Here is a 23,172-nt window from a genome sequence, read left to right on the forward strand (position 1 = left end):
GGGCAGGGGTCAGGTCAGCATGTTCTCGATGAGGTCGGCGGCGTGCAGAGTGCCGCCCTCGGCGCGCGCCCGTGCGCGCAACAGCGCCGAGCGGCGGGCCACCTCCGCGTCGGTGACGAGTTCGTGCAGGGCCGTCCGCAGGGCCTCGGGGGTGGCTTCGGCGGTGTCGATGCGGCGGGCCACGCCCAGTTCCACGAGCCGGTCGGCGTTCATGAACTGGTCGGCCGCCTGCGGCACGGCGATCATCGGCACGCCTGCCAGCAGCCCCTCACCGCAGCCGCCCATGCCTGCGTGGGTGACGAAGGCGTCCGCCTGCTCCAGGATCGCCCGCTGCGGGACCCAGGAGTGCACCTCGACGTCGGGCGGGATGTCGCCGAGTTCCTCCGGGTCGGTGTACTTGCCGATCTGGAGTACGACGTGCCAGCCGGGGAGGTCGCCGTAGGCCGTCAGGCAGTGGCGGTAGAACTCCGGTTGACGGGTGTATGCCGAGCCCAGCGAGACCAGCAGCACGTTCTGTGCGTCCGCCGGACGGGCCCAGTCGGCGGTGCCCGCCGCCGGGTCGAAGCAGGGTCCGACGAAGGTCACCGTGCCGGTGTCGACCCGGTCGGTGTGCGGCTGCATGGCCCGGGTGATCAGGGCCAGGGTCCGCGCGGGCCGGCCGGAGAAGGCGTCCACGTCGGTGGTGGACGCCCCGCAGTCGGCGAGCCAGCGTGCGAACCTCGCCCGGTAGGCGTCGGCACCCGGCAGGTGCCACAGGTGGGCCGCGACGTCCCGGTCGTAGCCCTCCCAGGCCACGAACGTCGGGGACAGCTGCAGGAGGGGCCGGTCCTGCGTCTCCGCCAGGGCGCGCGCGGCGTACGCACCGATGTCGTACAGGTACAGGTCCGCCGGGTCGTGGTGGTAGGCGGCGTGCAACTGGGGCAGCGCCTGGACGGCGTTGGCGAGGAAGAGGTCCATCACGGCGATGGGGTCGTCGGGCCAGTTGTTGTCGGCGACCGGCAGCACGGACGTGCAGGCGACCAGTTCGGCGCCGGTGGCGGTGACGAGGTCGGCCACCCCCGGGTCGTTGGCGTAGGTCACACGGTGGCCGCGTGCCACCAGCTCGCGGATGATCTCAAGGCTGGGCAGGACGTGGCTGACGACAGGGATACCGACCATCGCGATGTGAGCACGGCGACGGGACATGGGCGATCACTCGATTCAGGTCTACGGCGGAAGGGGCACGGCAATCCCGTGCGCCGGCCTCTCCGAGGACCTCGGACGCAGGCATGCGCACGGCGAAGGGCGGGGGGGCGGAGCGCTGCCCGGCCGTGTCAGCCGTAGAACTGGAGGAAGAACATGGCCATGACCCTAACCCGCCGTCAGGTTGCGGAGCACCTGGTTTTCCGGCGGCCGTCGCCCGGAGAGCCCTCTCACTCGCCCCCGTCCTGGTCCGAACCGAATCGCCTGGTCGAGCGGCGGCTTTCCGCGACGGCCACGCGGCCCGATCGCAAGGATGCCCTGGCGCGCGCCGGGCTGCCGAGCGACTGAGCGAGGGTGAGGAGGTCGTCGTCCGACACCACCGACAGGCCGTACTCGGCGAGAAGTGCTGACGTCTGCTGGGCCGTCCACAGCGAACGCCACGGCTCGCCCGCTGTGACGGAACTGCCCAGTACGCGTGCCAGCAGCCGCCCCGCGGCCGCCTTCGCTGACGGCGCCTGGTAGTTGACGACGAGTGCGCTGCCCGGCGCCGTCCGGGCGGCGAGTGCGGCCACCGTGGCGCGCACCTCGTCGCGCGTGAGGTACGGGACGACGCCCTCCCACAGCCATGTCGTCGGCGCTGACGGGTCGTGCCCGGCGGCCTCCAGCGCCGCACCGAGATCGTCGACAGCGAGATCGACCGGCGTGAACCGCACCGAACGGGCGACGGGCGGAAGCCCGGCGGCGAGGGGACTCCCCTCGCCCGCTCCGTGCAGGGTCGGCGCGGCCTCGGTCAGGCGTGCGCGCTTGTCCCGCTGGGAGGCCGGATGGTCGACCTCCCACACGTCTGTCCGGGCGAGCTCGGGCATACGCCAGGCGCGGGTGTCCAGACCGGCGCCGAGAACAACCAGTTGATCCGTCATGCGGGCGCGCAGGGCCTCGTCGATCGCCACCGTCCGCGGCACGACCACCTCGGCGCACGCCCGCACACTCTCGTACACGGTGCGCGCCTGCCAGCCCTGCGGCGGAGTGTCCGTGCGCACCTCGTCCACGGGTCCGCGCTCCGCGTCGCGCAGCAGCCGTACCGCCACCGGGTCCGCGAACCGGCCGGCAGCGGCCCTTCCGTCCGCGACCGCCCGCCCCTGACAGACCAGCACCGCCGTCCGGCTCGCCGCCCGCCCGCTCTCGCTCATGGAGCCACATTCAACACCACGCCCCGCTTCGCCCCACTTCGGCGAGAAGAGGACGTGGGCTCGCGCAGCGCCCCGCTGGGTCGCGAAGTGGTCCGCGGTCACTTCTGCGCGCCGGCGATCGCCGCGGCCGGGGCGGTCCTGTCCGGCAGGGTGACGGCGAGGGCCGGGTCGATCGCCTTGATCGCTTCGTTCAGCGCGACGGCCGCGAAGTAGGCGGTGTCCTCGCTGATGTTCACCGCCGAGTAGCCGGAATAACGGGCATTCACGCCCAAGGCGTTGACGTACGCCATCTGGAAGCGTTCCTGAAGTCCTTCCCAGTCCTGGCTGGTCGAGACCCGCGTGAAGCCGCCGGCTCCGGTGGTGTCGCCCGCATACGCGGAGACCTTCTTCGCCGCGGCGAGCACCGACGCCAACGGGCCGTACCCGCTGGAGTCCGCTCCTGACGAGGTCACCGTCACGGTGGTCGTGACCGGTGGCAGGCTCGGGCCGGCCGTACTGGTGCCGGTGATGGTCGCCGTGCCCGCCCCTCGTGCGATCACGAGCCCGTTCTTGTCGACCATCGCCACGTTCTGGTCGCTCGACCGCCAGGCGATCCGCCGGTCGTAGGCGTTGGCAGGCGACACCGCAGCGGTGAGCTGGAGCCGGTTCGTGCCGGTCACCTTGTCCGTGTCGGCACTGGTGGACGCCGGCCCGTAGATCGTCGCTTCCGGCGGGCTGAGCAGCCGCAGTCCGGTGGGGACCGTGGACGCGTCGGCGACCTTGACGTGCATCGTCTGGCGTACCCCGTCGTCGGACAGGCCGCCGTGCTCGACAGCGCGCGCGGTGATCGTCACGTTCGCGACCTTGCCGCCGCCGGTGCCGACCGCCTGGAGCGTCGCCGTCCTGCCGGACCCGGTCACCTTCACGACGTGGCTGTTCGAGGACCTCCACACCACCGTGTCGCCCGGCTTGCCGCCCTCGAGCGCGGCCGTGACGGTGCCGGTGCCCGCGGGGGCGCGGCGGTGCGTGCCGTCGTAGACCAGTGTCGTCGAGTACGTGGACAGCGTGATGCCTGTGACGGTGTGGGCGTGGTCGCTGGTGTCGACCATGACCATGTACCGCTTGCCCTGTTCGGCGTCGAACACGAGCTTGCCGCCCCGCACGTCGTAGTCGACGCGCGCGCCCAGCGTGTTGTCGGCGTTGACCAGTTGGATGACGGGGCGGCCGCCGGCCCACGGGTCGACCAGCGCGATCTTCCCGTTCCGCTTGCTGGTCAGGTCCACGTAGGACACCGAGCCCTTGTCCGCGTCGAACGCGCTCGACACCTCGACGGCGCCCTTCGCGCCCAGCCGCTCGTAGCTCACCGACTGCGTCCGGTCCCAGTTCGGGAACACCGACAGGGTCGTGGGCATCCGGGGCGTGGTGCTGCTCTGCAGCAGCATCGCGTTGACGCCCTCCATCGCGCCGACGGTCTCGACCGCGCCACCGCTGCCGTAGTAGGTCAGGTTGCTGGTTCGTACCTTGGCCCTGAGCGCCGTCTTGAACTTCGTCAGCAGGTCGGCCGCGGGCCAGCCCGCGTGCGCCGCGATCGGGAACACCTTGGGGAAGCCGTTGTTCTGGCTGTTCCAGCCGGCGAACCCGGTGGCGGCCCAGGAGTTCATGTACGTGAGCGTGTTGCGGACCTTGCCGAGCAGTTCCGGGTCGCCGTCGAGCTGCTGCACGTTCTCGAAGGGGAAGACCACGCCCTCGAGCTCGACCGGCTGGTCGCCCGGCTCGATCATGTCGACGTGCGCCTGGTTCGGCGACTGGTAGTCGGTGGCCGTCAGCGTCGGGACGAAGTCGTCGTTGTTGTTGGCGGAGAAGACGCCCTGGGGCAGCTCGGCCTCCGGGAACGCCGTGTGCTCTGCCAGGTCCTTCCACCGAGCGACGGTGCCCTGGGTTTCGCCCATCTCCCGCGCATGCGCGGACAGGAACGTCGACAGGTACTTGATGGCGCCGATGTCGAGATCCGGGTTGATGTCCGCGGCGTCGCCCTCGTGGATCGAGGAGCCGATCACCGAGTAGTGGTACTGCCCGTTCCCGTCGTCCTGCTTCAGCACGTAGGAGCTGTAGAAGTCGAGCAGCTGTTTGAGGTACGGATAGAGCACGGTGCGCAGGTACTGATCATCCAGTGTGTACTCGTAGGAGGAGAGCATGTTGATCGCGGCGAAGAAGCCGTTCGACTTCTGGTCCGTGGACCCCGAGCTGAACCCGTAGACCGGTACGGGTGCCTTCGGGTTCAGTGCCGGCTGGTCGCTCGCGAGCAGGTGGAAGGGGGACAGCGTCCGTACGTGCACGGCGCCGTCGTGGCCCTGTGCGGCGGCGTTGTTCCGCTGCCACGGCAGGTCGTAGGCGATGACCCGGTTGTACGGCACTTCGGTGTCGATGCGGTTGCTCGAGCCCGCCGCGTAGTACTGCGCCTGCTGGTTGTAGTTGAGGAAGTACCGGCCACCCCAGCCCACGTTGTCGGCGGGGACCCACTCGCCGTACATCGAGCCGGGCAGATTCTGCGGATTCACCTTCCCGTTGGCGCTCGTCGGCCGGTTGGAGCTGCCGAGCACGTACAGCGATCCGTAGTAGTACCGAGCGACCTCCGGATCGGCGAACTGGACGTAGCTGCGCAGCCAGTAGTCCTTCCACCATGCCCGGTGCTCGGCCTTGAGGCGGTCGACGGCGCCCTGCGACGCATACGCGCGTACCCCGTCCACGGCGTCCTTCTGCACGTCCGTGACGCTCTTGATCGTGTTGTAGTCGCCGCTGCTGCTGCTCAGGTAGGTGACCAGGGACGTGGTGGCGCCCGGCGCGACGGTGACGTTCCCGGACTCGCCCAGCGAGTTGTAGTACCTGCCCTTGTTGCTGTCGTAGTAGTCGTTCGCTTCGATCTGCTCGCGTGGGTTCGCGAGCTCGGTGCCGACGACGGTCGTCGCGGTCGCCATCCGACTGCGATAGCCGCTCGTGTTGGTGGTGGTGCTGTCCCGCGTCGTCCACAGCACGGGACCGGCCTGCGAGGTGTCCACTCCCCCGGTGTACGGGTAGGTCTTCTGCGCGTCGGTGAGGTCGGTCGCGCTGGAGTTCGCGTACGCCATCGCCGGGACCCACTGCTTGATCCTCAGCGTCACCGGCCCGGTGCCGTTGTTGCGGATCTCGGTGACGAAGACGTTCGCGGTGTCGGCGGTCCAGGAGTCCAACTGGAGCGGCGCGTCGGCACCTTGGTCGTCCTTGAGCTGCATGTCCATGGTGACCTGGGCGTTGAGGATGTCCTGCCGCATCGAGAACGCGCTCGCCGCGTCGGTACCCGCCGTGCCGGTCGGCCAGACGTCCAGCCCGCCGCCGGACAGGATGCCCGCGTTGTCCTTGACGGAGCTGCCCTGCGCGTGCAGCGTGCCCCAGAAGTCGTTCTTGCCGAAGTAGAACTGCTGCGAGGTGTCGGACACGCCCGCGGCGACGGCGCCGATGTCGCCGTTGCCCATGAGCTGGCCGGTCGTGTAGCTGCCCTTGTCCACGTCGCCGATCTTCAGTGGTGACGTCACCGAACCGGAGATGCCGGAAAGGATCTTCTGGAGCTGGGTCCAGTCGTCCTGGCGGAGATGGTCGAGCACCGCTTGCGGCACCGTGAAACCGTGATGGACGGACGGCCCGACGTCCGCGGCCAACGCGGGGACGGTGGTGAGGGCCCCGATCATCGCGAGCGCGGGTATGACCGCTAGGTGACGTCTCACATCAGCTCTCCTTGGCCATCAACACTGCACGAGCGGCGGCTACCGATGTCTGCTACTGGGCCGTGAGTATGGAGAGGAGATCCGATGTCTGTCAACGAAATGCACGGGAGAACAGAGGGAGTTGACTCCTGAGGGGTCGAAGATGCCGACGAGTGGTCCGATGTATATGCGGGCCGCACGCCCCGAACGTCCGGACAAATGAATGGCGGGGAGCAGGTGTGACGCGGCAGGATGCGCCCTATGGCACTGCCCACCCCTGAACTGCACACGCCCCGCCTGCGACTGCGACCGTTCGCCGACGCCGACGCCGCGCCGCTCTACGCCCTGCACAGCAACGCCCACGTGCTGCGTTACTGGGACTCCCCGCCGTGGACCGAACCGGCCCGCGCCCAGCGCTTCATCACGACCTGCCGGACGATCGAAGCCGAAGGCACCGGGGCGCGGTTGGCCGTCGACCGCGTCGTTGACGGCGCGTTCCTCGGCTGGTGCGGCCTGAACAGCTGGAACCCGGACTTCCGCAGCGCCTCCCTGTGCTACATCTTCGATGCCACCGCATGGGGTCACGGCTACGCCACGGAGACCGCGCACGCCGTCCTGCGGTGGGCCTTCGACACCCTGGACCTGAACCGCGTGCAGGCCGAGGCGGACACCCGCAACCCTTCCTCCGCCCGGGTCCTGGAGAAACTCGGTTTCGTCCACGAAGGCACCCTCCGCGAGAACTGCGTGGTCAACGGCGACGTCTCCGACTCCTGGGTCTTCGGCCTCCTGCGCCGCGAGTGGAACCCGGCGGCAACGCCGACCGACGGCCGCTCGACGGGTGACGTCCGGTCACGGGAGCACGGACTCGGGTGAGCCCCCGGCCGTCCGGGCGACGTGGCACACTGGCGGCTCAGGCAGCGGTGTACGGGAGGGCCTCCGGTTGGGTCTGGAGATCGAGAGCAGGCCGTCGGAGCTGCCGTACATCGAGCGGGTGTGGCGCAGTCGCAGCGACGAAGTGGGCCGGATGACGTCGATCGCGACATCGCACTGGGAGCTCGTCTTCTGGGAGCACCACGGCCGGGTCCATGCGGCCGTGCTGGGTCCGGAACCCACGGCATGCCTGGCCCCCGTACCCGAGAACGCCACGTTCTTCGGCATCAGCTTTGCCCTCGGCACCTCGATGCCCCACGTCCCGATCAGCCGGCTCGTGGGCAGCAGCGCGGAGATACCCGACGTGACGCGGCGTTCCGTCTGGCTGAAGGGCTCGGCCTGGCATCCGCCCGATTACGACAACGCGGAGGCGTTCGTGCGGCGCATGGTGCGTGAGGGCGTCGTGGAATGCGACCCGATCGTCCCCGCCGTGCTCGACGGCGCTGCCCCCGATGTCTCGGAACGCACCCTTCAGCGCCGCTTCGTCGCGGCGACGGGCCTGACGCGAGGCGCCGTCCGGCAGATCCACCGCGCCCGCGAGGCGGCGCTGCTGATCCAGGACGGTGCGTCGGCCCAGGATGTCGTGCACCGGCTGGGCTACTTCGACCAGCCGCATCTGGCGCGGTCCCTGTCGCGGTACATCGGCCGTACCGCCACTCAACTGAACTCTCCGGACGGGACGGAGCCCCTGTCGCTTCTGTACAAGACCTCGGACACGGCGCCCGCGTAGTTTTCCTGACGTAGCCCACGGGATCTCATCACGGAGGAATCATGCGCAAGGTCGTTTCGGGTCTGTTCGTCTCGCTCGACGGCGTCGTCCAGTCGCCGAACGAGTGGCAGTTCGCTTTCGACGAGGAGATGGGCGCGTCCCTGGGGAAGGTGCTGGAGACGGCCGACACGATTCTGCTGGGCCGGGTGACCTTCACCGAGTGGGCCGGATACTGGCCGACGGTGACCAGCGGCGAGGACGCCGGCTTCGCCAAGTGGATCAACGATTCGCCCAAGTACGTCGTCTCCTCCACCCTGGAGAGCGTCGAGGACTGGGCGAACAGCACGCTCGTGAGCGGCGGTCTGACGGCCGCGATCGAGGAGCTCAAGGCGGGCGAGGGCAAGGACATCACCGTCGCGGGCAGCCCGACGCTGGTACGTTCGCTGCTGGAGCAGGACCTGCTGGACGAACTGGTGCTGCTGATCCACCCGGTAGTGGCCGGCGAGGGCCGCAAGAAGCTGTTCGCCGACGATGCCGCCCTCAAGCGGCTGGAACTGGTGAGCGCCCAGCCGACCAGCAGCGGAGTGATCATCGCGACCTACCGTCCGGCGCGCTGAGCACTGCTCGGAGTTCGGCGCGTGTCGTAGCCGGCCAGGAAGGGGCGCACCAGGGCGAGCAGGGCCTCGGGCCGGTGCAGCGGGATGATGTGGCCGCAGTCCTCGATGACGTGTCCGGTGAGATCGTCGGTGACGGGACGGAGTTGGCGTTCCAGCGCCGAGCCGACGGGGCGGGCGCCCAGCGCCATCGTCGGTACGGTCAGACGGGCCGTACCGACCGCCCGCTCGATCTGTGCCGCGCTCTCGGGCAGGGCCCGGTAGTACGAGAACGCGCGGCTCAACGCCTCCCGGCCGGTGTAGGCGCGGACGAAGGCGTCCCGGATGTCGGGGCGAACCCCGTCACCGAGCGTGCCGGCCCGCAGGAACCAGTCGACGTAGGCGGCCTCGTTCCCCTCCAGCACGGTCTCGGCGAGGCCTGGCGCTGCGGCGTGGAAGCCGAACCACCAGGGCGGCCCGTCGGAGAGGAAGTCCTCGGCGCCGGGCAGCCGCCCCAGCAGGGACTCCATGACGACCAGGCGCCGGACGAGGCCGGGGTGGCGCATGGCGAGGAGGAAGGCCGGCGGAGTGCCGGCGTCGACGGCCACCACGGCGGCCGAGGACACGCCGAGCGCGGCGAGGAGCGCCGCGGCGTCCTCGGCCAGGGTGCCCGCGTCGTACCCGCCGGCGGCGGGGCCGCTCGCGCCGAAGCCGCGCAGGTCCGGCGCGATGACGCGGTGGCGGCCCGACAGGCCGGCCATGACGTCGGTCCACACCTGCCAGGTGTGCGGGAAACCGTGCAGCAACAGGACGGCCGGGCCGGCTCCGGCGAGGGCGACGTTCAGTTCGACGCCGTTGACGGCGACGCGGCGCAGTTCGGGCATGGCGGGACTCCCGTGGACTGGTATGGAGAGGTGACAAGGTCACCGTAGGGAACTAGCCTGTCTCGCCCAAGGCGGCACTTTCCCTTCAGGTGGTGAGCTCCAGGTGACCACGTCGGGTTCCGACGGACAGGGCGGGCGGCCAGGTGAGCGGGGCGACCTGCTGGACCCGCGCTGCCCGACCCGCCAACTGCTCGACCGCATCGGCACCAAGTGGACGTCGCTGACGGTCAAGGTGCTGGCCGAGGAGTCCCCGCACGAGGTCCGGTTCGCGGAGCTGCGGCGCCGTGTCCCGGGCATCTCGCAGAAGATGCTGTCCGCCACGCTGCAGAGCCTCGCCCGCGACGGCCTGGTGGCGCGCCGCGTGGAGCCCACCGTGCCCCCTGCCGTGCACTACCGTCTCACCGAGCTGGGCCAGTCCCTTGAAGGACCGCTTTCCGTCCTGCGGCTGTGGGCCGAGACGCACATGCCGGAGATCGACCGCAACAACCGGGCCGCCGACCGGTCCTCGACGCCCCAGGCGCATTGATGCAGGGAACGGCGGGCGGCCTCGTCCTGACGGGACCGCCCGCCACACCGGTCCCTCGGGGCTCCGGTGAGGGCCTGTCGGCTTGCCCCGGGCGGAGGCGGACCGCTCCCCCGCCCGACGCCGGGTGTGCATCGCTCGTGTCAGGCCGGCTGCCAGGAGAGGATCCCCTGGTACGGCGACTCGACGCCGGCCGCCGCGATGATGCTCGCCGGAACCTGGGCCGCTCCCGTGACGGCGTGGTTGTCCTGTATCAGGACTTTCTTGGTGTCGTAGTCGGACGGGCCGTTCGGCCAGTAGTTGCCCTCGATGTCCGTGGGGTCGTACGTACCGTCACCGGCGGTGTAGTTCACGTGCTTGCTGCCCCACGGCGAGACGTTGATGTTCCACACCGCGTTGCCGAGGATCGACACGTAGGTGGCACCGTTGTCGGTGTACAGGACATGGCCGCCGGAGGTGTTGAGCTGGTCGTGGACCACGTTGCCGGTGACCTTCTCGCCGCTCGCCAGCGAGGTGCCCGTGATGCCGTTGGTGTAGACGGCACCGCCGTCGCCGAGCAGTGACATGTGATCGTGGATCAGGTTGTTCGAGATCGTGTTGTTGTTCGAGTAGTTCGGCTGCGCGGGCAGGCTCACCTTGTCGGGCCAGCCGCCCCAGCCGATGGAGATCGCCGTGTAGGGCACATGGTCGATCTGGTTGTGGGTGATGGTCGACGTCTCGATGTATCCGGCGTCGATGGCGACCCCGCCGTGGTACTCGGCGGCGGTGTCGTAGAAGTGGCTGTCTTTCACGGTGATCCCGCTGGTGTGCTGTGCCGAGCCGGTCGGCTGCGGGATGTCCACGCCTCCCAGGTCGAGACCGTTGCCGGAGATGTCGGTGAACACGCAGGCGGTGACCGAGTCGTTCTGTGAGCCGTCGCCGAGGTCCAGTCCGGCCGCGCCGAGGTGGACGAAGTAGTCGTGGTCGAAGTGGATGCTCTTGTCGTAGGTGAACCGCAGCGCGCCGGGCATCTTCGTCCAGTTGCCGTAGGGGCAGGTGCCCCCTGGCACGAACTGGCACAGCCCCTGGGTGGCGTAGCCGGTGGTTCCGGTGACCTGGTACGTCGCCTGGATCTCGGAGAAGCCGGTACCGGTGTTGGAGGTCGTGTAGTTCGCGTAGCTGAACTGGATGCCCTGGAAGCCGAGGTGGGTGGGTTCGTCCGAGGCGCTGCCGGAGGTCGCCACCAGCGTGTCGAGCGCGGGTGCCTCGACGTCCGCGGTGGTCAGGTCCTCTCCGGAACGGGGTATGTAGTAGAACCGGTGCTCGTTCTTGTCCAGGTAGAACTCACCTGGTTTGTCGAGGAGTTCGTAGGCGTTCTCGACCGCCGTCGGCGCCTCGGTGATCGACTTGCGGCCGACCAGGTTGTAGGTGCGGCCTGAGCCGTCGGTACGCATGACGCGCTGGGTGGAGTTGTTCCAGCAGGGCTGGGCCATGGTGATGGCGGTACTGGTGACCGAGGCGACCGGGCAGCGCGGCTCGGTCCACAGCCCGAGTCCACCCCGGTAGACGAACTCCATGGCCGAGGGATCGCGCCAGCCTGCCATCGGGTCACCGGACGCCGTGGTGTATCCGGTCGCCGTCTGTTTCACCGACACCGGCAGCGCGCCGGTGGCACGCTGGGCGCGCACGCCGTCCACGTACAGCTGCCGGGTGTCCAGGCCGGCGGGGGCCGGGGCGGACCAGATGCCGCTGCCCGCGCCGGTCCGGGCCCAGCCGGTGATCTGGACGCCGCCGCTGATGACCGGGGACTGTCCGGACGCCGCCTTCCACCAGACGGTGCCGGCCGTACCGCCGCCGGAGTCCGCGGCCGTGAAGGTGAGTGTCCTGGCCAGCCTGTAGACGCCACCGGCCAAGGTCACGGTGATCGGTCCGGACGTCGACTTGTCGATCGCCCGGACCGCCGCCTGGGCCTTGGTCAGCGTCCGGAAGGGAGCATCCGAGCTGGTCCCCGGGTTGCTGTCACTGCCGCCGGGCGAGACGTAGAAGGTGACCGCGCTCGCCGCGCGTGCGGGCAGGGTGAGCGCCGCGACGGCCAGCAGCGTGCACAGGAAGGCCGCGCCGACCCTGTAAGGTCCGATGAATAAGCGGAACGCGCGGGCGGGCCGCACGACGCGCACTTGCCGACTTGTTGGAAACATGCGGGAAACGTAGAAGCGCGGCGATGAGACGTCAATGCCGAGAGACAGAAACATCGGATCAATAATCCGGTGGGTGACGTCGGCGGTCGGTGCCGTGCCCGGCGATGGCGCCCCGAGCAACGGGGTCAGAAACCGCTCAGCGTGATCTTGCCGATGGCCCGGCCCGACTCCAGGATGCGGTGAGCTTCCCGCAGGTGCTCGGCGTTGATGGTGCCGAGATCGGTGGTGGCCGTGGTGGTGAGGATGCCGGCGTCCGCCAGACGGGAGATCTGGTTCAGGATGCGGCCCTGTTCTGCCTGGTCGGCCGTCCGGTGCAACGACCGGGTGAACATGAACTCCCAGTGGAAGGAGAGGCTCTTGGACTTCAGCAGCCCGATCTCGGCGGGTCCGAAGTCGTCGATGGCCACGACCCGCCCGAAGGGCCTGAGGATCTCCGCGTAGGCGGCCAGGTTCTGCTCGGTGCCGGCGGTGCTGAAGACGAAGTCCACTCCGCCGGGCGCCACCTCGGCCACCTGTGGCGCGAGCGGCTTGTGGTGGTCGACGATGTGGGACGCGCCCATGCGGCGGGCGAACTCGGTGGTCTCCGGGCGGGACGCGGTGCCGACCACCGTCAGGCTGGTCAGCGCGCGGGCTAGCTGGGACACCATCGCGCCGACACCGCCGGCGGCCGCGGTCACCAGCAGGGTGCCGGTCTGCCTGAGGGCGCCGTCGTGCAGCCCGAGGTGTTCGAAGAGGCCTTCCCAGGCGGTCAGCGAGGTCAGCGGCAGCGCCGCGGCCTCGGCGAAGGACAGGGCGGCGGGCTTGCGACCGACGAGGCGCTCGTCCACGGCGTGGAAGCGGGAGTTGGCGCCCGGCCGGTCGATCACCCCGGCGTAGAAGACCTCGTCGCCCACCGTGAACGACGTCACCTCGTCGCCGACGGCGACGACCGTGCCGGCGGCGTCCCAGCCGAGGACCTTCGGTTCGCCGCCCGGATCGTTGCTCTGCCGGACCTTGTGGTCCACCGGGTTGACCGCGATGGCCTCGACCTGCACCAGCAGGTCGCGCGGTCCTGGCTCCGGCACCGGCAGCGTCACGTCCAGCAGGCTCTCCGCGTCATCGGCGGGCAGGCTCTTGCGGTAGGCGACGGCGGGCATGCTCTGCGGGATCCGGCTCATGTCTGCACTCCTCTTCAGGTCGCAGCGGGCGGGCCGCCGCTGCGACAGGAACGTAACTCGCTGTGGGTGGTAACCCGCAAGGACTCCTACTTCCCATAAGGAAGTAACCTGCTGAGGAAGGCAAGCGGAGAGAAGGAAGACCGGACCGATGGTGACGCTGTGCGCGACCGAACACCATGACCACCACGACGTCTACGCCGCCCAGTGCCCGTGCCGCGAGGTGCTCGACCTGCTGGCCAACAAGTGGTCGGCACTGGCCATCGGCGCGATGGAGGACGGCCCCCAGCGCTTCGGGGCGCTGCAACGGCGTCTGCAAGGGGTGAGCCCGAAGGTGCTCACCAACACGCTGCGCCGCCTGGAGGACAAGGGCTTCGTGGACCGGACGATCTACCCGGCCGTGCCGCTGCACGTCGAGTACGCGCTCACCGACCTCGGCCGCAGCGTGGCCCGCCCGCTGGCGCAGTTGCGCAGTTGGGTCGAGGAGCACATCGACGAGATCGCGTAGCCCCGGGAGGGGGACCTGCGGCGCGGCGTATCGCCGTGCAGCGCGCCGTTCGGTCGTGCTGACGGCCTCACCGGGGCCCGGGATGTCCACCGCCGTGCCCCGGGACGGCGCGCAGCGCGATGTCCACGGTGGCGTGCAGTGCCGCACGGTCCGCGCCCGCGACCGCGTGGACGGCGTTGCCCTCGCTGACGACCATGACGTAGCGGGCCAGGGAGAGCGGGTCGGTGCCCGGGGGCAGGTCGCCCTCCGTCACGGCTCGGGCGAGCCGGTCGGCGAGTGCCTGCTCCCCGGTGAGGCGGCTTTGGGCGAGGAACTGGGCGACATGGCCGTTGTCACCGCCTTCGGCGAGGCCGCCCTGGACGGACAGGCATCCGGGCGGGCGGCCGGGGCGGGTGAGCGCGTCGGCGTTGGCCCGCAGGAAGGCCTCGATGACGGCGTACGCGGTGGGCCGGGTGAGCGCGTCGCGGGCGTAGGCCATCTCGGCCTCGGCGTAGCGGGCCACGGCACGGCGGAACAGCTCTTCCTTGTTGCCGTACGCGGCGTACATGCTGGTCCGGTTGATGCCCATGGCGTCGGTGAGGTCGCTGAGGGACGCACCTTCGTAGCCCTGGCGCCAGAACACCTCCACCGCACGGTCGAGCGCCGCGTCCGCGTCGAAACCGCGGGGCCTGCCCCGTTCCGCCATGCTCGCCCCCGTTCTCAGGCGTCCCCTCAATCTTAACCGGTCGGTACGGAATAGTCGGCGTGGGCCCCTCGTTATTCGGTATCGAACGGTACGGAAATGGAGCGGTCCTCGTGGAACAGCACGGCGAGCGCCCCCGCCGGACCGGCATCCGACCCAGTGACCAGCACGTCCACGCACGGAGAACCATCATGGGACAGCTCGACGGCAAGACCGCCCTCGTCACCGGGGCCACCTCGGGCATCGGCCTGGCCGCCGCCCGGCGACTGGCCGCGGCAGGGGCGAACGTCTTCCTCACCGGACGCCGCCAGGAGGCCTTGGACGACGCGGCGGCCTCGATCGGCGAGCGGGCCACCGCGGTCCGCGCCGACGTCGCGGACCTCGGCGACCTGGACCGGCTGTTCGCCATCGTCGCGGAAGCCGGCGGCCTCGACATCGTGTTCGCCAACGCCGGAGGCGGATCGTTCGCCGCGCTGCCCGACGTCACCTGGGAACACTACGCGGAGACGTTCAACACCAACGTCGGCGGCACCCTGTTCACCGTGCAGAAGGCGCTGCCCCTGCTCAGGCCCGGCTCCTCGATCATCGTCACCAGCTCCAACATCGACGTCAAGGGCGCCCCGTCGTTCGGCGTGTACGCCGCCAGCAAGGCCGCCCTGCGCTCGCTCACCCGCAGTTGGGCCGCCGAACTCGCCGCCCAGGGCATCCGCGTCAACAGCATCGCGCCCGGCCCGGTCGAGACCCCCGGCCTCACCGGGCTGGCGAGCGACCCCGTATCCGCCGAGCGGCTCCTCGAGAACCTCGCCGCCGGAGTGCCGCTGAACCGGCTCGGACGCCCGGAGGAGATCGCCGAGACCGTGCTGTTCCTCGCCTCCGACGCCAGCAGCTACATGACCGGCGCCGAAATCTACGTGGACGGCGGCGCCAGCCAGATCTGACCGAGCGCGTGCTCCCGGCGGTCCGCCTCGGGCCCACCGGCCTGTCGACTCATCGTGGCGTCGGTCGCAGCGAGGCACCGGTCTTCGCCCGGACCTCCTCCTCGGTGACGCCGGGAGCAAGCGCCCTCAGATGCAGGCCGTCCCTGCCCACGTCGATGGTGGCGAGGTCGGTGATGATGCGGTCGACCACACCGGCGGCGGTCAGCGGCAGCGTGCAGTCGTCGACGATCTTCGGACTTCCGTCCTTCGCGACGTGGTCGGTGAGCACCACGATGCGGCGGGCGCCGACCACGAGATCCATGGCGCCGCCCATGCCCTTCACCAGGGCGCCGGGTATGGTCCAGTTCGCGAGGTCGCCCTGGGCGCTCACCTGCAGGGCCCCCAGGATCGCGATGTCGATGTGGCCGCCGCGGATCATGCCGAAGGACGTCGCGGAGTCGAAGAAGCTCGCGCCGGGGTTGACGGTGACCGTCTGCTTGCCCGCGTTGATGACGTCGGCGTCCTCTTCGCCCTCCCAGGGGAACGGGCCGAGGCCGAGGATGCCGTTCTCGCTCTGCAGGGTCACCTGGACGCCGTCGGGTATGTGGTTGGCCACGAGGGTGGGGATGCCGATGCCGAGATTCACGTAGTCGCCGTCGTTGAGTTCGGCGGCCGCGAGCGCGGCCATCTCGTCGCGTGTGCGGGGCACGATCCGTCGCTCCTATGCTTCCCTATGCTTCGACGGTCACGCGAGGACGGACCGTACGCTGTTCGACTTCCTTGACCCGCTCGCGCGCGACCACCAGACGGCTCACGTAGATGCCGGGGGTGGTGACCGATTCGGGGTCGATGAACTCCTCGGAGAGTCGCTCGGTCTCGGCCACCGTCACCCGGCCGCACGTGGCCACGAGGGGGTTGAAGTTGCGCGCGGCGGCGCGGTACGTCAGGTTGCCCGCCCGGTCCGCGGTGTGGGCGTGCACGAGTGCGAGGTCGGCGACGATCGCCCGCTCCTGGACATGGACGTGTCCGTCGAACTCGGCGTGCGGCTTGCCCTCGGCGATCGGCGTGCCCACGCCGGTCCTCGTGTAGAAGGCCGCTATGCCCGCTCCGCCGGCGCGCAGGCGTTCGGCGAGCGTGCCCTGCGGGGAGAACTCCACGTCGAGAACCTTGTCCAGGTACTGCTGGGCGAACAGCCTGTTCTCGCCGACGTACGACGCGATCACCTTGGTCACCTGACGGTTCTCCAGCAGCAGACCGAGTCCCTTGCCGTCGACCCCCATGTTGTTGGACACGACCGTCAGCCCGGTGACCCCGCTGTTCCGTACGACTTCGATGAGGTCGTACGGGACGCCGCAGAGACCGAACCCGCCGACCGCGATCGTCATCCCGTCGGTCAGGACACCCGCCAAGGCCTCTTCCGCCGTCGTGCGCAGCTTGCTCACCTCGTCCACCTCCCGCCTGGGGCGTTCACTGTCTGAGCGTCCGAGTCAACGCTGCCGCGCCTGCAAGGAGCAAGAAACAAATCCTCGGATGGGCGGAACCGGTTGCCGGGCGAGCGGGGGCCGCCTGGAGCGTCCACTCAGTGAACGTACGATGAGGGCATGGACAGCACCCCGGGAGCCCACCTCGTCGCCAGGGTGGGCGCGCTGCTGCGCGCGCTGTCGACGGTCAACGAGGCCGGTGCGGGCACCGCTGGACTGGCGAGGGCGACGGGCCTGCCGAGGCCGACGGTCCATCGGCTCCTGGTCTCGTTGGCGGACGAGGGGTTCGTCGACCGCGACCGGCGCAGTGGGCGTTGGTTCCTCGGCCCCGAGCTGTATCTGCTCGGCGGGGTGGCCGGCAGTCGCTACGACATCACTCGCCACGCGCGGGAGAGCGTGCACCGGCTGGCTGCCCTGACCGGGGAGAGCGCGTTCTTCTCGGCCCGGCGGGGTGACGAGACGGTGTGCCTGCTGCGTGAGGACGGAGATTTCCCGATCCGCTCGTTCGTGCTCTACGAGGGCGCCCGCTTCCCGCTCGGGGTCGTGTCCGCGGGCCTGGCGGTGCTGTCGTTCCTCGACGACGCCGAGATCGACGCCTACCTGGCAGGCGGGGATCTGGTCGAGCGGTGGGGTCCGGCGCACGCGCCGGACGCGGTGCGGGAGCGGATCGCCCGGACCCGGATCGACGGCTACGCCGTGAACCCCGGACTCGTCGTGGAAGGCAGCTGGGGCATGGCGGCGGCGGTGTTCGACCATGCAGGGCAGCCCCGGTGGGCGCTGACCGTGACCGGTGTGGAGACGCGGTTCCGCGCCGAGCGCAGACCTGAACTGGGCGCGCTCCTGCTGCGCGAGGCGCATGCGCTCGGCCGCACGCTGAACACCGGTGCGGGGACTCGTCACTGAGGCCTCTGCACGGGAGGACTTCCCGGCGACAACACTCTTTTGACATAGGTATCTCTTCATAGGTAATTTGGCGACGTGACCGGAATCAGCGAGGCTCACCGGAGCCAGGACGTCGACCAGGTGGCCACCGGCCTCGTGGCGTGCCTCCCCGCGCTGAACCGGCACCTCAGGCAGAGCATCGACCGGCAGTTGCCCTATCCCCCGCTGCCTGAGCGGCAGTTGGCCCTTCTGCAGTATGTCGCCGAGCACGACGGCGCCACCGTCCACAAGGCTGCCGAGGCGCTGCGGATGGTGCCGAACAACGTCAGCACCCTGGTCACCCGCCTCACCGAGGCGGGGCTGCTCGAACGGCACCGGGACGATGCCGACCGGCGCGTGGCGCGTCTGTTCGTCACCGCCCTGGCGCGTCAGCGCATCGGCGAGGTGGAGAACATCGCGGCGGCGCAGCTCGCGACCGTCCTGCGCACCCTCTCCGACGGCGACCGCGGTGCCCTCGGCTCGGCCCTCGGCGCGCTGGAGGCGCTCACCCGGCGCCTGCGCGACCACTCCGCCTGACCGGTTCACCTCTCTGTACGCCTGCTGCCCCGACCGCGTCCGCGGCGGGGCCGGGCGGCTTCCCCCTGTCTGTCCACGCGCCGCCAGAGGCGCGCCAACGTCTCAAGGACGTCTCACACGTGTCTGTCACCGCTGCCCCCGCAGCGCCCGCGTCCGTATCCGACCCCGGTGCCGGCGGTCCCCGCGCCAACCCATGGCTGACGCTCGTCGCCGTCGCGCTCGGCCTGTTCATGGTGGGTCTCGACGGCTCGGTGGTCTCGATCGCCAACGCCGAGATCGCCCGCGACCTGCACGCCACCACTCCCGAACTGCAGTGGGTCACCAACTCCTACCTGCTCGCCCTCGCCGCCACTCTCATCCTCGGCGGCAAACTCGGCGACCGCTTCGGGCGCCGCACCCTCTACCTCGTCGGCGTCGTCGGGTTCACGGCCGCGTCCGTCGCGATCGGGCTCGCCGGATCGATCGAGGGCGTCATCGCCTTCCGCGCCGTGCAGGGCGCGTTCGGTGCGATGCTCATGCCCAACACGCTCGCACTGCTCCGGGCGGTGTTCCCGCCGCGGAAGTTCGGCATGGCGGTCGGCATCTGGGCGATGGTCTCGTCCGTGTCCACCGCCCTCGGCCCGATCGTCGGCGGACTGCTCATCGAGCACGTCAGCTGGGAGTCCGTCTTCTACATCAACGCCCCCATCGGCGTCATCGCCCTCCTCTTCAGCCTGCTGGTCCTGCCGCAGTCCAGGAACGAGGCCGCGGCGGGCGAGATGTTCGACGTGCCCGGTGTCGTACTGCTCGCCCTCGGACTGCTCGCCGTCGTCTTCGGCGTCGTCAAGGGCGAGACGTGGGGCTGGGCCTCGGCCGGCACGCTCGGCGCGATCGGCGGGGGCGTCGTCGTCCTGGTCCTCTTCGGCTGGTACGAGACCCGTGTCGCGCACCCGCTCCTGCCCATGCGCCTGTTCCGCAACCCGGCCCTGACCGTCGGCACGGTCGTCACCGCGCTGAACTTCTTCGTCCTGCTCGGCATGATCTTCTTCGTGATGCTGTACCTGCAGAACGTGCGCGGCTTCACCCCCGTCCAGGCCGGTGTGCGCACCCTGCCGCTCAGCCTCGCCTCCATGCTGGCCTCGCCGCTCGGTGCGAAGCTCACCGAGAGGTTCGGTCCGCGCCTGACCATGCCGCTCGGGATGGTGCTCCAGGCCGGCGCCGCGTTCACGATGCTCGCGTGGAGCGCCGACTCGTCGTACCACACCCTGTGGCCGCCCTTCGTCGCGCTCGGCCTCGGCGTCGGCATGGTGATGTCCGCGTCCTCCGACGCGATCGTCGGCAACGCCCCCGTCCAGGACGGCGGCATCGCGGGCGGCCTCCAGGCCACCTCGCTCCAGGTCGGCGGCGCGCTCGGCACCTCCGTGCTGGTCTCCCTCATCAGCAGCCGCGTCGGCGCCACCCTCGGCGGCTCACTGGCCGACGCCGGGGTACCGCACCCGGTCGCCGCCCGCCTGGACGAGGCGAAGGACGCGGTGGCGATGGGCGTCGCCCCGGTCTCCGGGAAGATGCCGGCACAGCTGAGGGCCGCCGTGGTGGAGGGCAGCCACACCGCCTTCATGAACGGCGTCCACACCGCCGTCCTCGTCACCGGCGTCCTCGCCCTGGTCGGCGCCGCCCTCGCGGCCCTCGGCCTCCGCACGCGAGGGGACGCCGGCGAGGCGTAGGGGCCGGGCCGGGCCGTCACCCCCGGCCGGCACCGGCCCCGTCACCCCGTACTGACCGGCGCGTGCTCCGCTCTGTGCCCCCGGCTTCCGCGTCACCAGGAACCGGTCGTGGCGGCTCAGCCGTGTGCGACGACCGCCACAGGGGCGGCCACGTGGTGCAGGGCGCAGTGCGTGACATGGCCGATGTGGGTGCCGAACGAGCCGGTGCGGATGCGCCGGCCGACGACGACCAGAGAGGCGTCACGGGAGTCGCTCACGAGGACCTGCGCGGCGCTGCCGCATCGGCTCGCCTCGATCACCTCGACGTCCGGGAACTTCTCCCGCCAGGGACGCAGTGCCTTGCTCAGAAGGGAGGCCTGGCCGCGTTCGAGCGTGTCCTGGAGTTCGGCGTCGCCGGGGAAGCGGTGGAAGGAGGTGGGCGGTTCGGGCCAGGCGTGGACGGCCCGTAGAGCAGCTTTCCGGCGAGCGGCCGCGTCGAAGGCGAACTCCAGCAGCGTGTCGTCCGGACGCTCGATGTCGAGGCCGAGCACGACCGGCCGGAAGGGCGCCGCGGCGGACGGCACGCCCGCCGGGTCCATCATGTGCTCGTCGGCGGCCTGCTCCAGCGCGCGCACCAGCACCACCGGACGCTCCGCACGGGCCACGACGCCCAGACTCACCGAGCCGACCATGAAACCCCGCGCCGCGCCGAGCGCCCGGGAGCCGAGGACCAGCAGTTCGGCAAAGCCCGCCGCCTCGCACAGGACGTCGGCCACGGTCCCCGTGAGCTGCTCGGTGATCACCTCGATGCCCGGATGACGCAGCCGGATGCCTTCCGCGGACTCCTGTGTCAGCCGCTGAGCCCATTGCCGGTAACCGTCGAGGTCCAGCAGCGGGCTACGGGCCAGGTACCTGGGCGTCGGCTCCTGGGCGTGCACGATCTTCAGCGGCAGGTTTCGCAGCAGCGCTTCGCGAGCCGCCCACTCGGCTGCCGCCCTGCCTTCGGGCGAGTCGTCGAGGCCGACGGTGACGGTGCGGGACATGGTGCCCACCTCCCGGTGCGAGGGTTCCGACATCAGCGTGCCGCCTCGGCGCCGGCCGCATCAGGGGCCACCCGGTCCGTTCGGGGCCCGACCGGCCCTCCGCGAGGCGGGGGCCGGACGTCTCCCGACGGCCGGACCGGAGCGAGTCGCCGGCGTGGGCGCCGTCGCTCAGAATGGATCTCACGATCGACGAAGCACCTCACCCGCGCACGGAAGTGGGGAGGGAACCATGAAGGTGGGAGTACTGACCGGCGGCGGTGACTGTCCCGGGCTCAACGCCGTGATCCGCAGCGTCGTCCGCAAGGGCGTCCAGGAGTACGGCTTCGAGTTCGCCGGCCTGCGGGACGGCTGGCTGGGTGCGCTCACGGGGCGTGTGGTGCCGCTGGGCGTCCCCGAGGTGCGGGGCATCCTGCCGCGCGGCGGGACCATCCTCGGCTCGTCCCGCACCAACCCGTTCAAGCACCAGGACGGCGTGCGCCGGATCCGGGACACGCTCGCCGCACACGGCATCGACGCCCTCGTCGCGATCGGCGGTGAGGACACCCTCGGGGTGGCCGCCGAGCTGGACCGCCAGGGGATCCCCGTCGTCGGCGTGCCCAAGACGATCGACAACGACGTGCCCGGCACCGACTACACCTTCGGCTTCGACACCGCCGTGGGCATCGCGACCGAGGCCATCGACCGCCTGCACACCACCGCCGAGTCGCACATGCGCACCCTGGTGGTGGAGGTGATGGGGCGGCACTCCGGCTGGATCGCCCTGCACGCCGGTGTCGCGGGGGGCGCCAACGTGATCCTCATACCGGAACGGCCGTTCGACATCGACCAGGTGTGCGCGTGGGTGAGGCACCGCTTCGAGTTCCACTACGCGCCGATCGTCGTCACCGCCGAGGGAGCCGTGCCCAAGGAGGGACAGATGATCCTCAAGGACCGGTCGCTGGACGAGTACGGCCATGTGCGGCTGTCCGGGATCGGCGACTGGCTGGCCCGGGAGATCTCTCAGCGCACCGGCACGGACGCCCGCACGACGGTGCTCGGGCACGTCCAGCGCGGCGGCACGCCCAGTGCCTTCGACCGGTGGCTGGCCACCCGCTTCGGACTGCACGCCGTCGACGCGGTCAAGGACGGCGCCTTCGGGACCATGGTCGCCCTGAGCGGCACCCGGATCGTACGGGTCCCCATCCCGGGCGCCGAGGCGAAGACCAGGACGGTCGACCCGGCGCTGTACGACGAGTTCGGGGTGTTCTTCGGCTGACTCCGACGGGGTTCCCCGACCGGTCCCCGTCAGGCGTCAGGCCGGGTGCGGTACGACCGCCACCGGGCGGTCGGCGTGGTGCAGCACGGCGTGCGTGACAGGCCCCAGCCGGCCCTCGCCGCCGCCCCGGCCCACGACCAGCAGGTCGGCTCCGGCTCTCCGTGACATGTTCACGAGCGCCTGCGCGGGATGGAGGAGCACGACGTCGGCGCGGACCGTCACCTCCGGATACTTCTCCTGCCAGGTCCGCAGCGCATCGGACAGCCTCAGGACCTCCTGGTCCTCCCATGTGGCACGGTCCTCCTCGGTCACGAACAGCGTCCGGGGCGACACGGACTCGGCGGGAAGGGCCCAGGCCTGCACCGCGCGGAGCGTCGCGCCGCGCGTCCGGGCCGCCACGAACGCGAAGTCCACCACCGCGTCGACCGGGCGGTACGCGTCGAGACCCACCACGACCTGAGAAACGGCGCCCGCCGGGCGTGCGCCCTCGCCGAAGCCGCCGGGCCGGGATCCCGGCACCACGACCACGGGCCGCTCGGCCTCGGCCGCCACCCGAAGGGCCACCGAGCCGACCGCGAGGCCGTCGAAGCCGCCCGAGCCCCGTGCCCCGACCACGAGCAGCCCGGCATCGTGCGCCGCGGACAGCAGAGTCTCCGCCGGCGCCGCGCTGCTCTGCGAGCCGTGCACGGGCAGTTGCGGGTGGCGGGCGCCGAGGTGCGCGACCGCCCCCTGGACGATGCCTTCGCCCACGCGGCGCAGCGTCTCCCCGGCCTGGTGGGGAACCGTGTCGCCCGGCAGGGGCGGCGCGGCGTGCACGAGGTGCAGGGCGACACCCCGCAGCCCCGCTTCCCGTGCCGCCCACTCGGCCGCGACGAGGCTGGGCTCGGATCCGTCGACGCCGGCCAGCACGGGGTGACTCATCGTGTCCTCCTTCGGCCACGGGACCCGTTCACGCACTCCTCCACTGTTCCACTGCGAAAGTCCCGGCAGACGGGTCGTTCGCCCGCTCGGCTCTGGCGAGTGCGCGCCCCGGCGGCCGGACGGTGAACCCGCTGCCCTGGCCGGCACCCGGGAACCGCCGGCTGACG

The 23,172-nt window shown here is 70.6% G+C and carries 21 protein-coding genes; 10 read left to right on the plus strand and 11 right to left on the minus strand.

Annotated elements, in window-relative coordinates; genetic code table 11:
* Positions 1 to 9 precede the first annotated feature (9 nt).
* The 3 genes from AB0G52_RS27385 to AB0G52_RS27395 form a co-directional block, all read right to left on the minus strand.
* Complete coding sequence (locus tag AB0G52_RS27385; RefSeq protein ID WP_207921831.1) at positions 10 to 1,185, minus strand: macrolide family glycosyltransferase; 1,176 nt, start codon at positions 1,183 to 1,185, stop codon at positions 10 to 12.
* A gap of 227 nt (positions 1,186 to 1,412) precedes the next feature.
* Positions 1,413 to 2,372, minus strand: a complete 960-nt coding sequence (locus AB0G52_RS27390) for a class I SAM-dependent methyltransferase (protein WP_361339582.1) — start codon at positions 2,370 to 2,372, stop codon at positions 1,413 to 1,415.
* Between the two features lie 98 nt (positions 2,373 to 2,470).
* Positions 2,471 to 6,109, minus strand: a complete 3,639-nt coding sequence (locus AB0G52_RS27395; protein WP_361339585.1) for an Ig-like domain-containing protein — start codon at positions 6,107 to 6,109, stop codon at positions 2,471 to 2,473.
* A 240-nt stretch (positions 6,110 to 6,349) separates the two neighbouring features.
* Between AB0G52_RS27395 and AB0G52_RS27400 the strand changes: the two genes are divergently transcribed.
* The 3 genes from AB0G52_RS27400 to AB0G52_RS27410 all read left to right on the plus strand — a co-directional run bounded on the left by AB0G52_RS27400 (position 6,350) and on the right by AB0G52_RS27410 (position 8,344).
* Positions 6,350 to 6,961: a GNAT family protein gene (locus AB0G52_RS27400; protein ID WP_361339588.1), complete on the plus strand. Its 612-nt coding sequence runs from the start codon at positions 6,350 to 6,352 to the stop codon at positions 6,959 to 6,961.
* A gap of 67 nt (positions 6,962 to 7,028) precedes the next feature.
* Entirely contained in the window at positions 7,029 to 7,748 is a 720-nt protein-coding gene (locus AB0G52_RS27405; protein WP_132890994.1) for a helix-turn-helix domain-containing protein, read from the plus strand.
* 41 nt (positions 7,749 to 7,789) lie between these two features.
* Positions 7,790 to 8,344, plus strand: a complete 555-nt coding sequence (locus AB0G52_RS27410) for a dihydrofolate reductase family protein (RefSeq protein WP_361339591.1) — start codon at positions 7,790 to 7,792, stop codon at positions 8,342 to 8,344.
* Here AB0G52_RS27410 and AB0G52_RS27415 read toward each other — a convergent pair.
* On the minus strand, positions 8,326 to 9,204 hold the full coding sequence (locus tag AB0G52_RS27415) for an alpha/beta fold hydrolase (RefSeq protein ID WP_132890996.1): 879 nt from the start codon (positions 9,202 to 9,204) through the stop codon (positions 8,326 to 8,328). The two genes, AB0G52_RS27410 and AB0G52_RS27415, sit on opposite strands and share 19 nt — an antisense overlap.
* Positions 9,205 to 9,307: 103 nt before the next feature.
* Here AB0G52_RS27415 and AB0G52_RS27420 point away from each other — a divergent pair, with 103 nt between their 5' ends.
* Complete coding sequence (locus tag AB0G52_RS27420; protein ID WP_132890997.1) at positions 9,308 to 9,730, plus strand: helix-turn-helix domain-containing protein; 423 nt, start codon at positions 9,308 to 9,310, stop codon at positions 9,728 to 9,730.
* A 140-nt stretch (positions 9,731 to 9,870) separates the two neighbouring features.
* On the opposite strand, the gene AB0G52_RS27425 is transcribed toward AB0G52_RS27420, so the two are convergent.
* Together AB0G52_RS27425 and AB0G52_RS27430 are read right to left on the minus strand one after the other, a co-directional pair.
* Positions 9,871 to 11,904 carry a right-handed parallel beta-helix repeat-containing protein gene (locus AB0G52_RS27425; RefSeq protein ID WP_361339595.1) on the minus strand — a complete coding sequence of 678 codons (2,034 nt, stop codon included), beginning with the start codon at positions 11,902 to 11,904 and terminating at the stop codon, positions 9,871 to 9,873.
* Between the two features lie 125 nt (positions 11,905 to 12,029).
* Positions 12,030 to 13,061, minus strand: a complete 1,032-nt coding sequence (locus AB0G52_RS27430; protein WP_361339598.1) for a zinc-binding alcohol dehydrogenase family protein — start codon at positions 13,059 to 13,061, stop codon at positions 12,030 to 12,032.
* Positions 13,062 to 13,209: 148 nt separating this feature from the next.
* On the opposite strand from AB0G52_RS27430, the gene AB0G52_RS27435 reads away from it, so the two are divergent.
* Positions 13,210 to 13,566: a helix-turn-helix domain-containing protein gene (locus AB0G52_RS27435; RefSeq protein WP_132891000.1), complete on the plus strand. Its 357-nt coding sequence runs from the start codon at positions 13,210 to 13,212 to the stop codon at positions 13,564 to 13,566.
* 67 nt (positions 13,567 to 13,633) lie between these two features.
* On the opposite strand, the gene AB0G52_RS27440 is transcribed toward AB0G52_RS27435, so the two are convergent.
* Positions 13,634 to 14,251, minus strand: a complete 618-nt coding sequence (locus AB0G52_RS27440) for a TetR/AcrR family transcriptional regulator (RefSeq protein WP_361339601.1) — start codon at positions 14,249 to 14,251, stop codon at positions 13,634 to 13,636.
* Positions 14,252 to 14,439: 188 nt separating this feature from the next.
* Here AB0G52_RS27440 and AB0G52_RS27445 point away from each other — a divergent pair, with 188 nt between their 5' ends.
* A complete protein-coding gene (locus tag AB0G52_RS27445; RefSeq protein WP_361339604.1) occupies positions 14,440 to 15,186 on the plus strand; it encodes an SDR family oxidoreductase in 747 nt (248 codons plus the stop codon).
* A gap of 49 nt (positions 15,187 to 15,235) precedes the next feature.
* Here the strand turns inward: AB0G52_RS27445 and AB0G52_RS27450 are convergent, their stop codons facing one another.
* Together AB0G52_RS27450 and AB0G52_RS27455 are read right to left on the minus strand one after the other, a co-directional pair.
* Positions 15,236 to 15,874: a 3-oxoacid CoA-transferase subunit B gene (locus AB0G52_RS27450; protein ID WP_132891003.1), complete on the minus strand. Its 639-nt coding sequence runs from the start codon at positions 15,872 to 15,874 to the stop codon at positions 15,236 to 15,238.
* A gap of 22 nt (positions 15,875 to 15,896) precedes the next feature.
* The gene (locus AB0G52_RS27455) at positions 15,897 to 16,607 is read right to left on the minus strand and encodes a CoA transferase subunit A (RefSeq protein WP_361339608.1); all 711 of its coding nucleotides are present in this window, start codon (positions 16,605 to 16,607) and stop codon (positions 15,897 to 15,899) included.
* 159 nt (positions 16,608 to 16,766) lie between these two features.
* Between AB0G52_RS27455 and AB0G52_RS27460 the strand changes: the two genes are divergently transcribed.
* From AB0G52_RS27460 to AB0G52_RS27470, 3 genes are all read left to right on the plus strand, one after another.
* Positions 16,767 to 17,549: an IclR family transcriptional regulator gene (locus tag AB0G52_RS27460; protein ID WP_361339611.1), complete on the plus strand. Its 783-nt coding sequence runs from the start codon at positions 16,767 to 16,769 to the stop codon at positions 17,547 to 17,549.
* A 75-nt stretch (positions 17,550 to 17,624) separates the two neighbouring features.
* On the plus strand, positions 17,625 to 18,104 hold the full coding sequence (locus tag AB0G52_RS27465) for a MarR family transcriptional regulator (RefSeq protein WP_361339614.1): 480 nt from the start codon (positions 17,625 to 17,627) through the stop codon (positions 18,102 to 18,104).
* Between the two features lie 119 nt (positions 18,105 to 18,223).
* Positions 18,224 to 19,807 carry an MFS transporter gene (locus AB0G52_RS27470; RefSeq protein ID WP_361339617.1) on the plus strand — a complete coding sequence of 528 codons (1,584 nt, stop codon included), beginning with the start codon at positions 18,224 to 18,226 and terminating at the stop codon, positions 19,805 to 19,807.
* Positions 19,808 to 19,923: 116 nt separating this feature from the next.
* On the opposite strand, the gene AB0G52_RS27475 is transcribed toward AB0G52_RS27470, so the two are convergent.
* Positions 19,924 to 20,829 carry a universal stress protein gene (locus AB0G52_RS27475; protein ID WP_361339620.1) on the minus strand — a complete coding sequence of 302 codons (906 nt, stop codon included), beginning with the start codon at positions 20,827 to 20,829 and terminating at the stop codon, positions 19,924 to 19,926.
* 229 nt (positions 20,830 to 21,058) lie between these two features.
* Between AB0G52_RS27475 and AB0G52_RS27480 the strand changes: the two genes are divergently transcribed.
* Positions 21,059 to 22,084, plus strand: coding sequence for a 6-phosphofructokinase (locus tag AB0G52_RS27480; RefSeq protein WP_132891007.1), 1,026 nt, complete (start codon positions 21,059 to 21,061; stop codon positions 22,082 to 22,084).
* Positions 22,085 to 22,120: 36 nt separating this feature from the next.
* Here AB0G52_RS27480 and AB0G52_RS27485 read toward each other — a convergent pair whose 3' ends face one another.
* Entirely contained in the window at positions 22,121 to 23,005 is an 885-nt protein-coding gene (locus AB0G52_RS27485) for a universal stress protein (protein ID WP_361339623.1), read from the minus strand.
* Between the last annotated feature and the right edge of the window lie 167 nt (positions 23,006 to 23,172).

This window comes from Streptomyces sp. NPDC021562 (assembly GCF_040640875.1).
In the GTDB taxonomy this organism is placed as follows: Bacteria; Actinomycetota; Actinomycetes; order Streptomycetales; family Streptomycetaceae; genus Streptomyces.

Coding starts and splice junctions, on each gene's coding strand:
- AB0G52_RS27385 (WP_207921831.1), bottom strand. CDS start 1,185: ATGTCCCGTCGCCGTGCTCACATCGCGATGGTCGGTATCCCTGTCGTC.
- AB0G52_RS27390 (WP_361339582.1), bottom strand. CDS start 2,372: ATGAGCGAGAGCGGGCGGGCGGCGAGCCGGACGGCGGTGCTGGTCTGT.
- AB0G52_RS27400 (WP_361339588.1), top strand. CDS start 6,350: ATGGCACTGCCCACCCCTGAACTGCACACGCCCCGCCTGCGACTGCGA.
- AB0G52_RS27410 (WP_361339591.1), top strand. CDS start 7,790: ATGCGCAAGGTCGTTTCGGGTCTGTTCGTCTCGCTCGACGGCGTCGTC.
- AB0G52_RS27415 (WP_132890996.1), bottom strand. CDS start 9,204: ATGCCCGAACTGCGCCGCGTCGCCGTCAACGGCGTCGAACTGAACGTC.
- AB0G52_RS27425 (WP_361339595.1), bottom strand. CDS start 11,904: ATGTTTCCAACAAGTCGGCAAGTGCGCGTCGTGCGGCCCGCCCGCGCG.
- AB0G52_RS27430 (WP_361339598.1), bottom strand. CDS start 13,061: ATGAGCCGGATCCCGCAGAGCATGCCCGCCGTCGCCTACCGCAAGAGC.
- AB0G52_RS27435 (WP_132891000.1), top strand. CDS start 13,210: ATGGTGACGCTGTGCGCGACCGAACACCATGACCACCACGACGTCTAC.
- AB0G52_RS27440 (WP_361339601.1), bottom strand. CDS start 14,251: ATGGCGGAACGGGGCAGGCCCCGCGGTTTCGACGCGGACGCGGCGCTC.
- AB0G52_RS27445 (WP_361339604.1), top strand. CDS start 14,440: ATGGGACAGCTCGACGGCAAGACCGCCCTCGTCACCGGGGCCACCTCG.
- AB0G52_RS27460 (WP_361339611.1), top strand. CDS start 16,767: ATGGACAGCACCCCGGGAGCCCACCTCGTCGCCAGGGTGGGCGCGCTG.
- AB0G52_RS27475 (WP_361339620.1), bottom strand. CDS start 20,829: ATGTCCCGCACCGTCACCGTCGGCCTCGACGACTCGCCCGAAGGCAGG.
- AB0G52_RS27480 (WP_132891007.1), top strand. CDS start 21,059: ATGAAGGTGGGAGTACTGACCGGCGGCGGTGACTGTCCCGGGCTCAAC.
- AB0G52_RS27485 (WP_361339623.1), bottom strand. CDS start 23,005: ATGAGTCACCCCGTGCTGGCCGGCGTCGACGGATCCGAGCCCAGCCTC.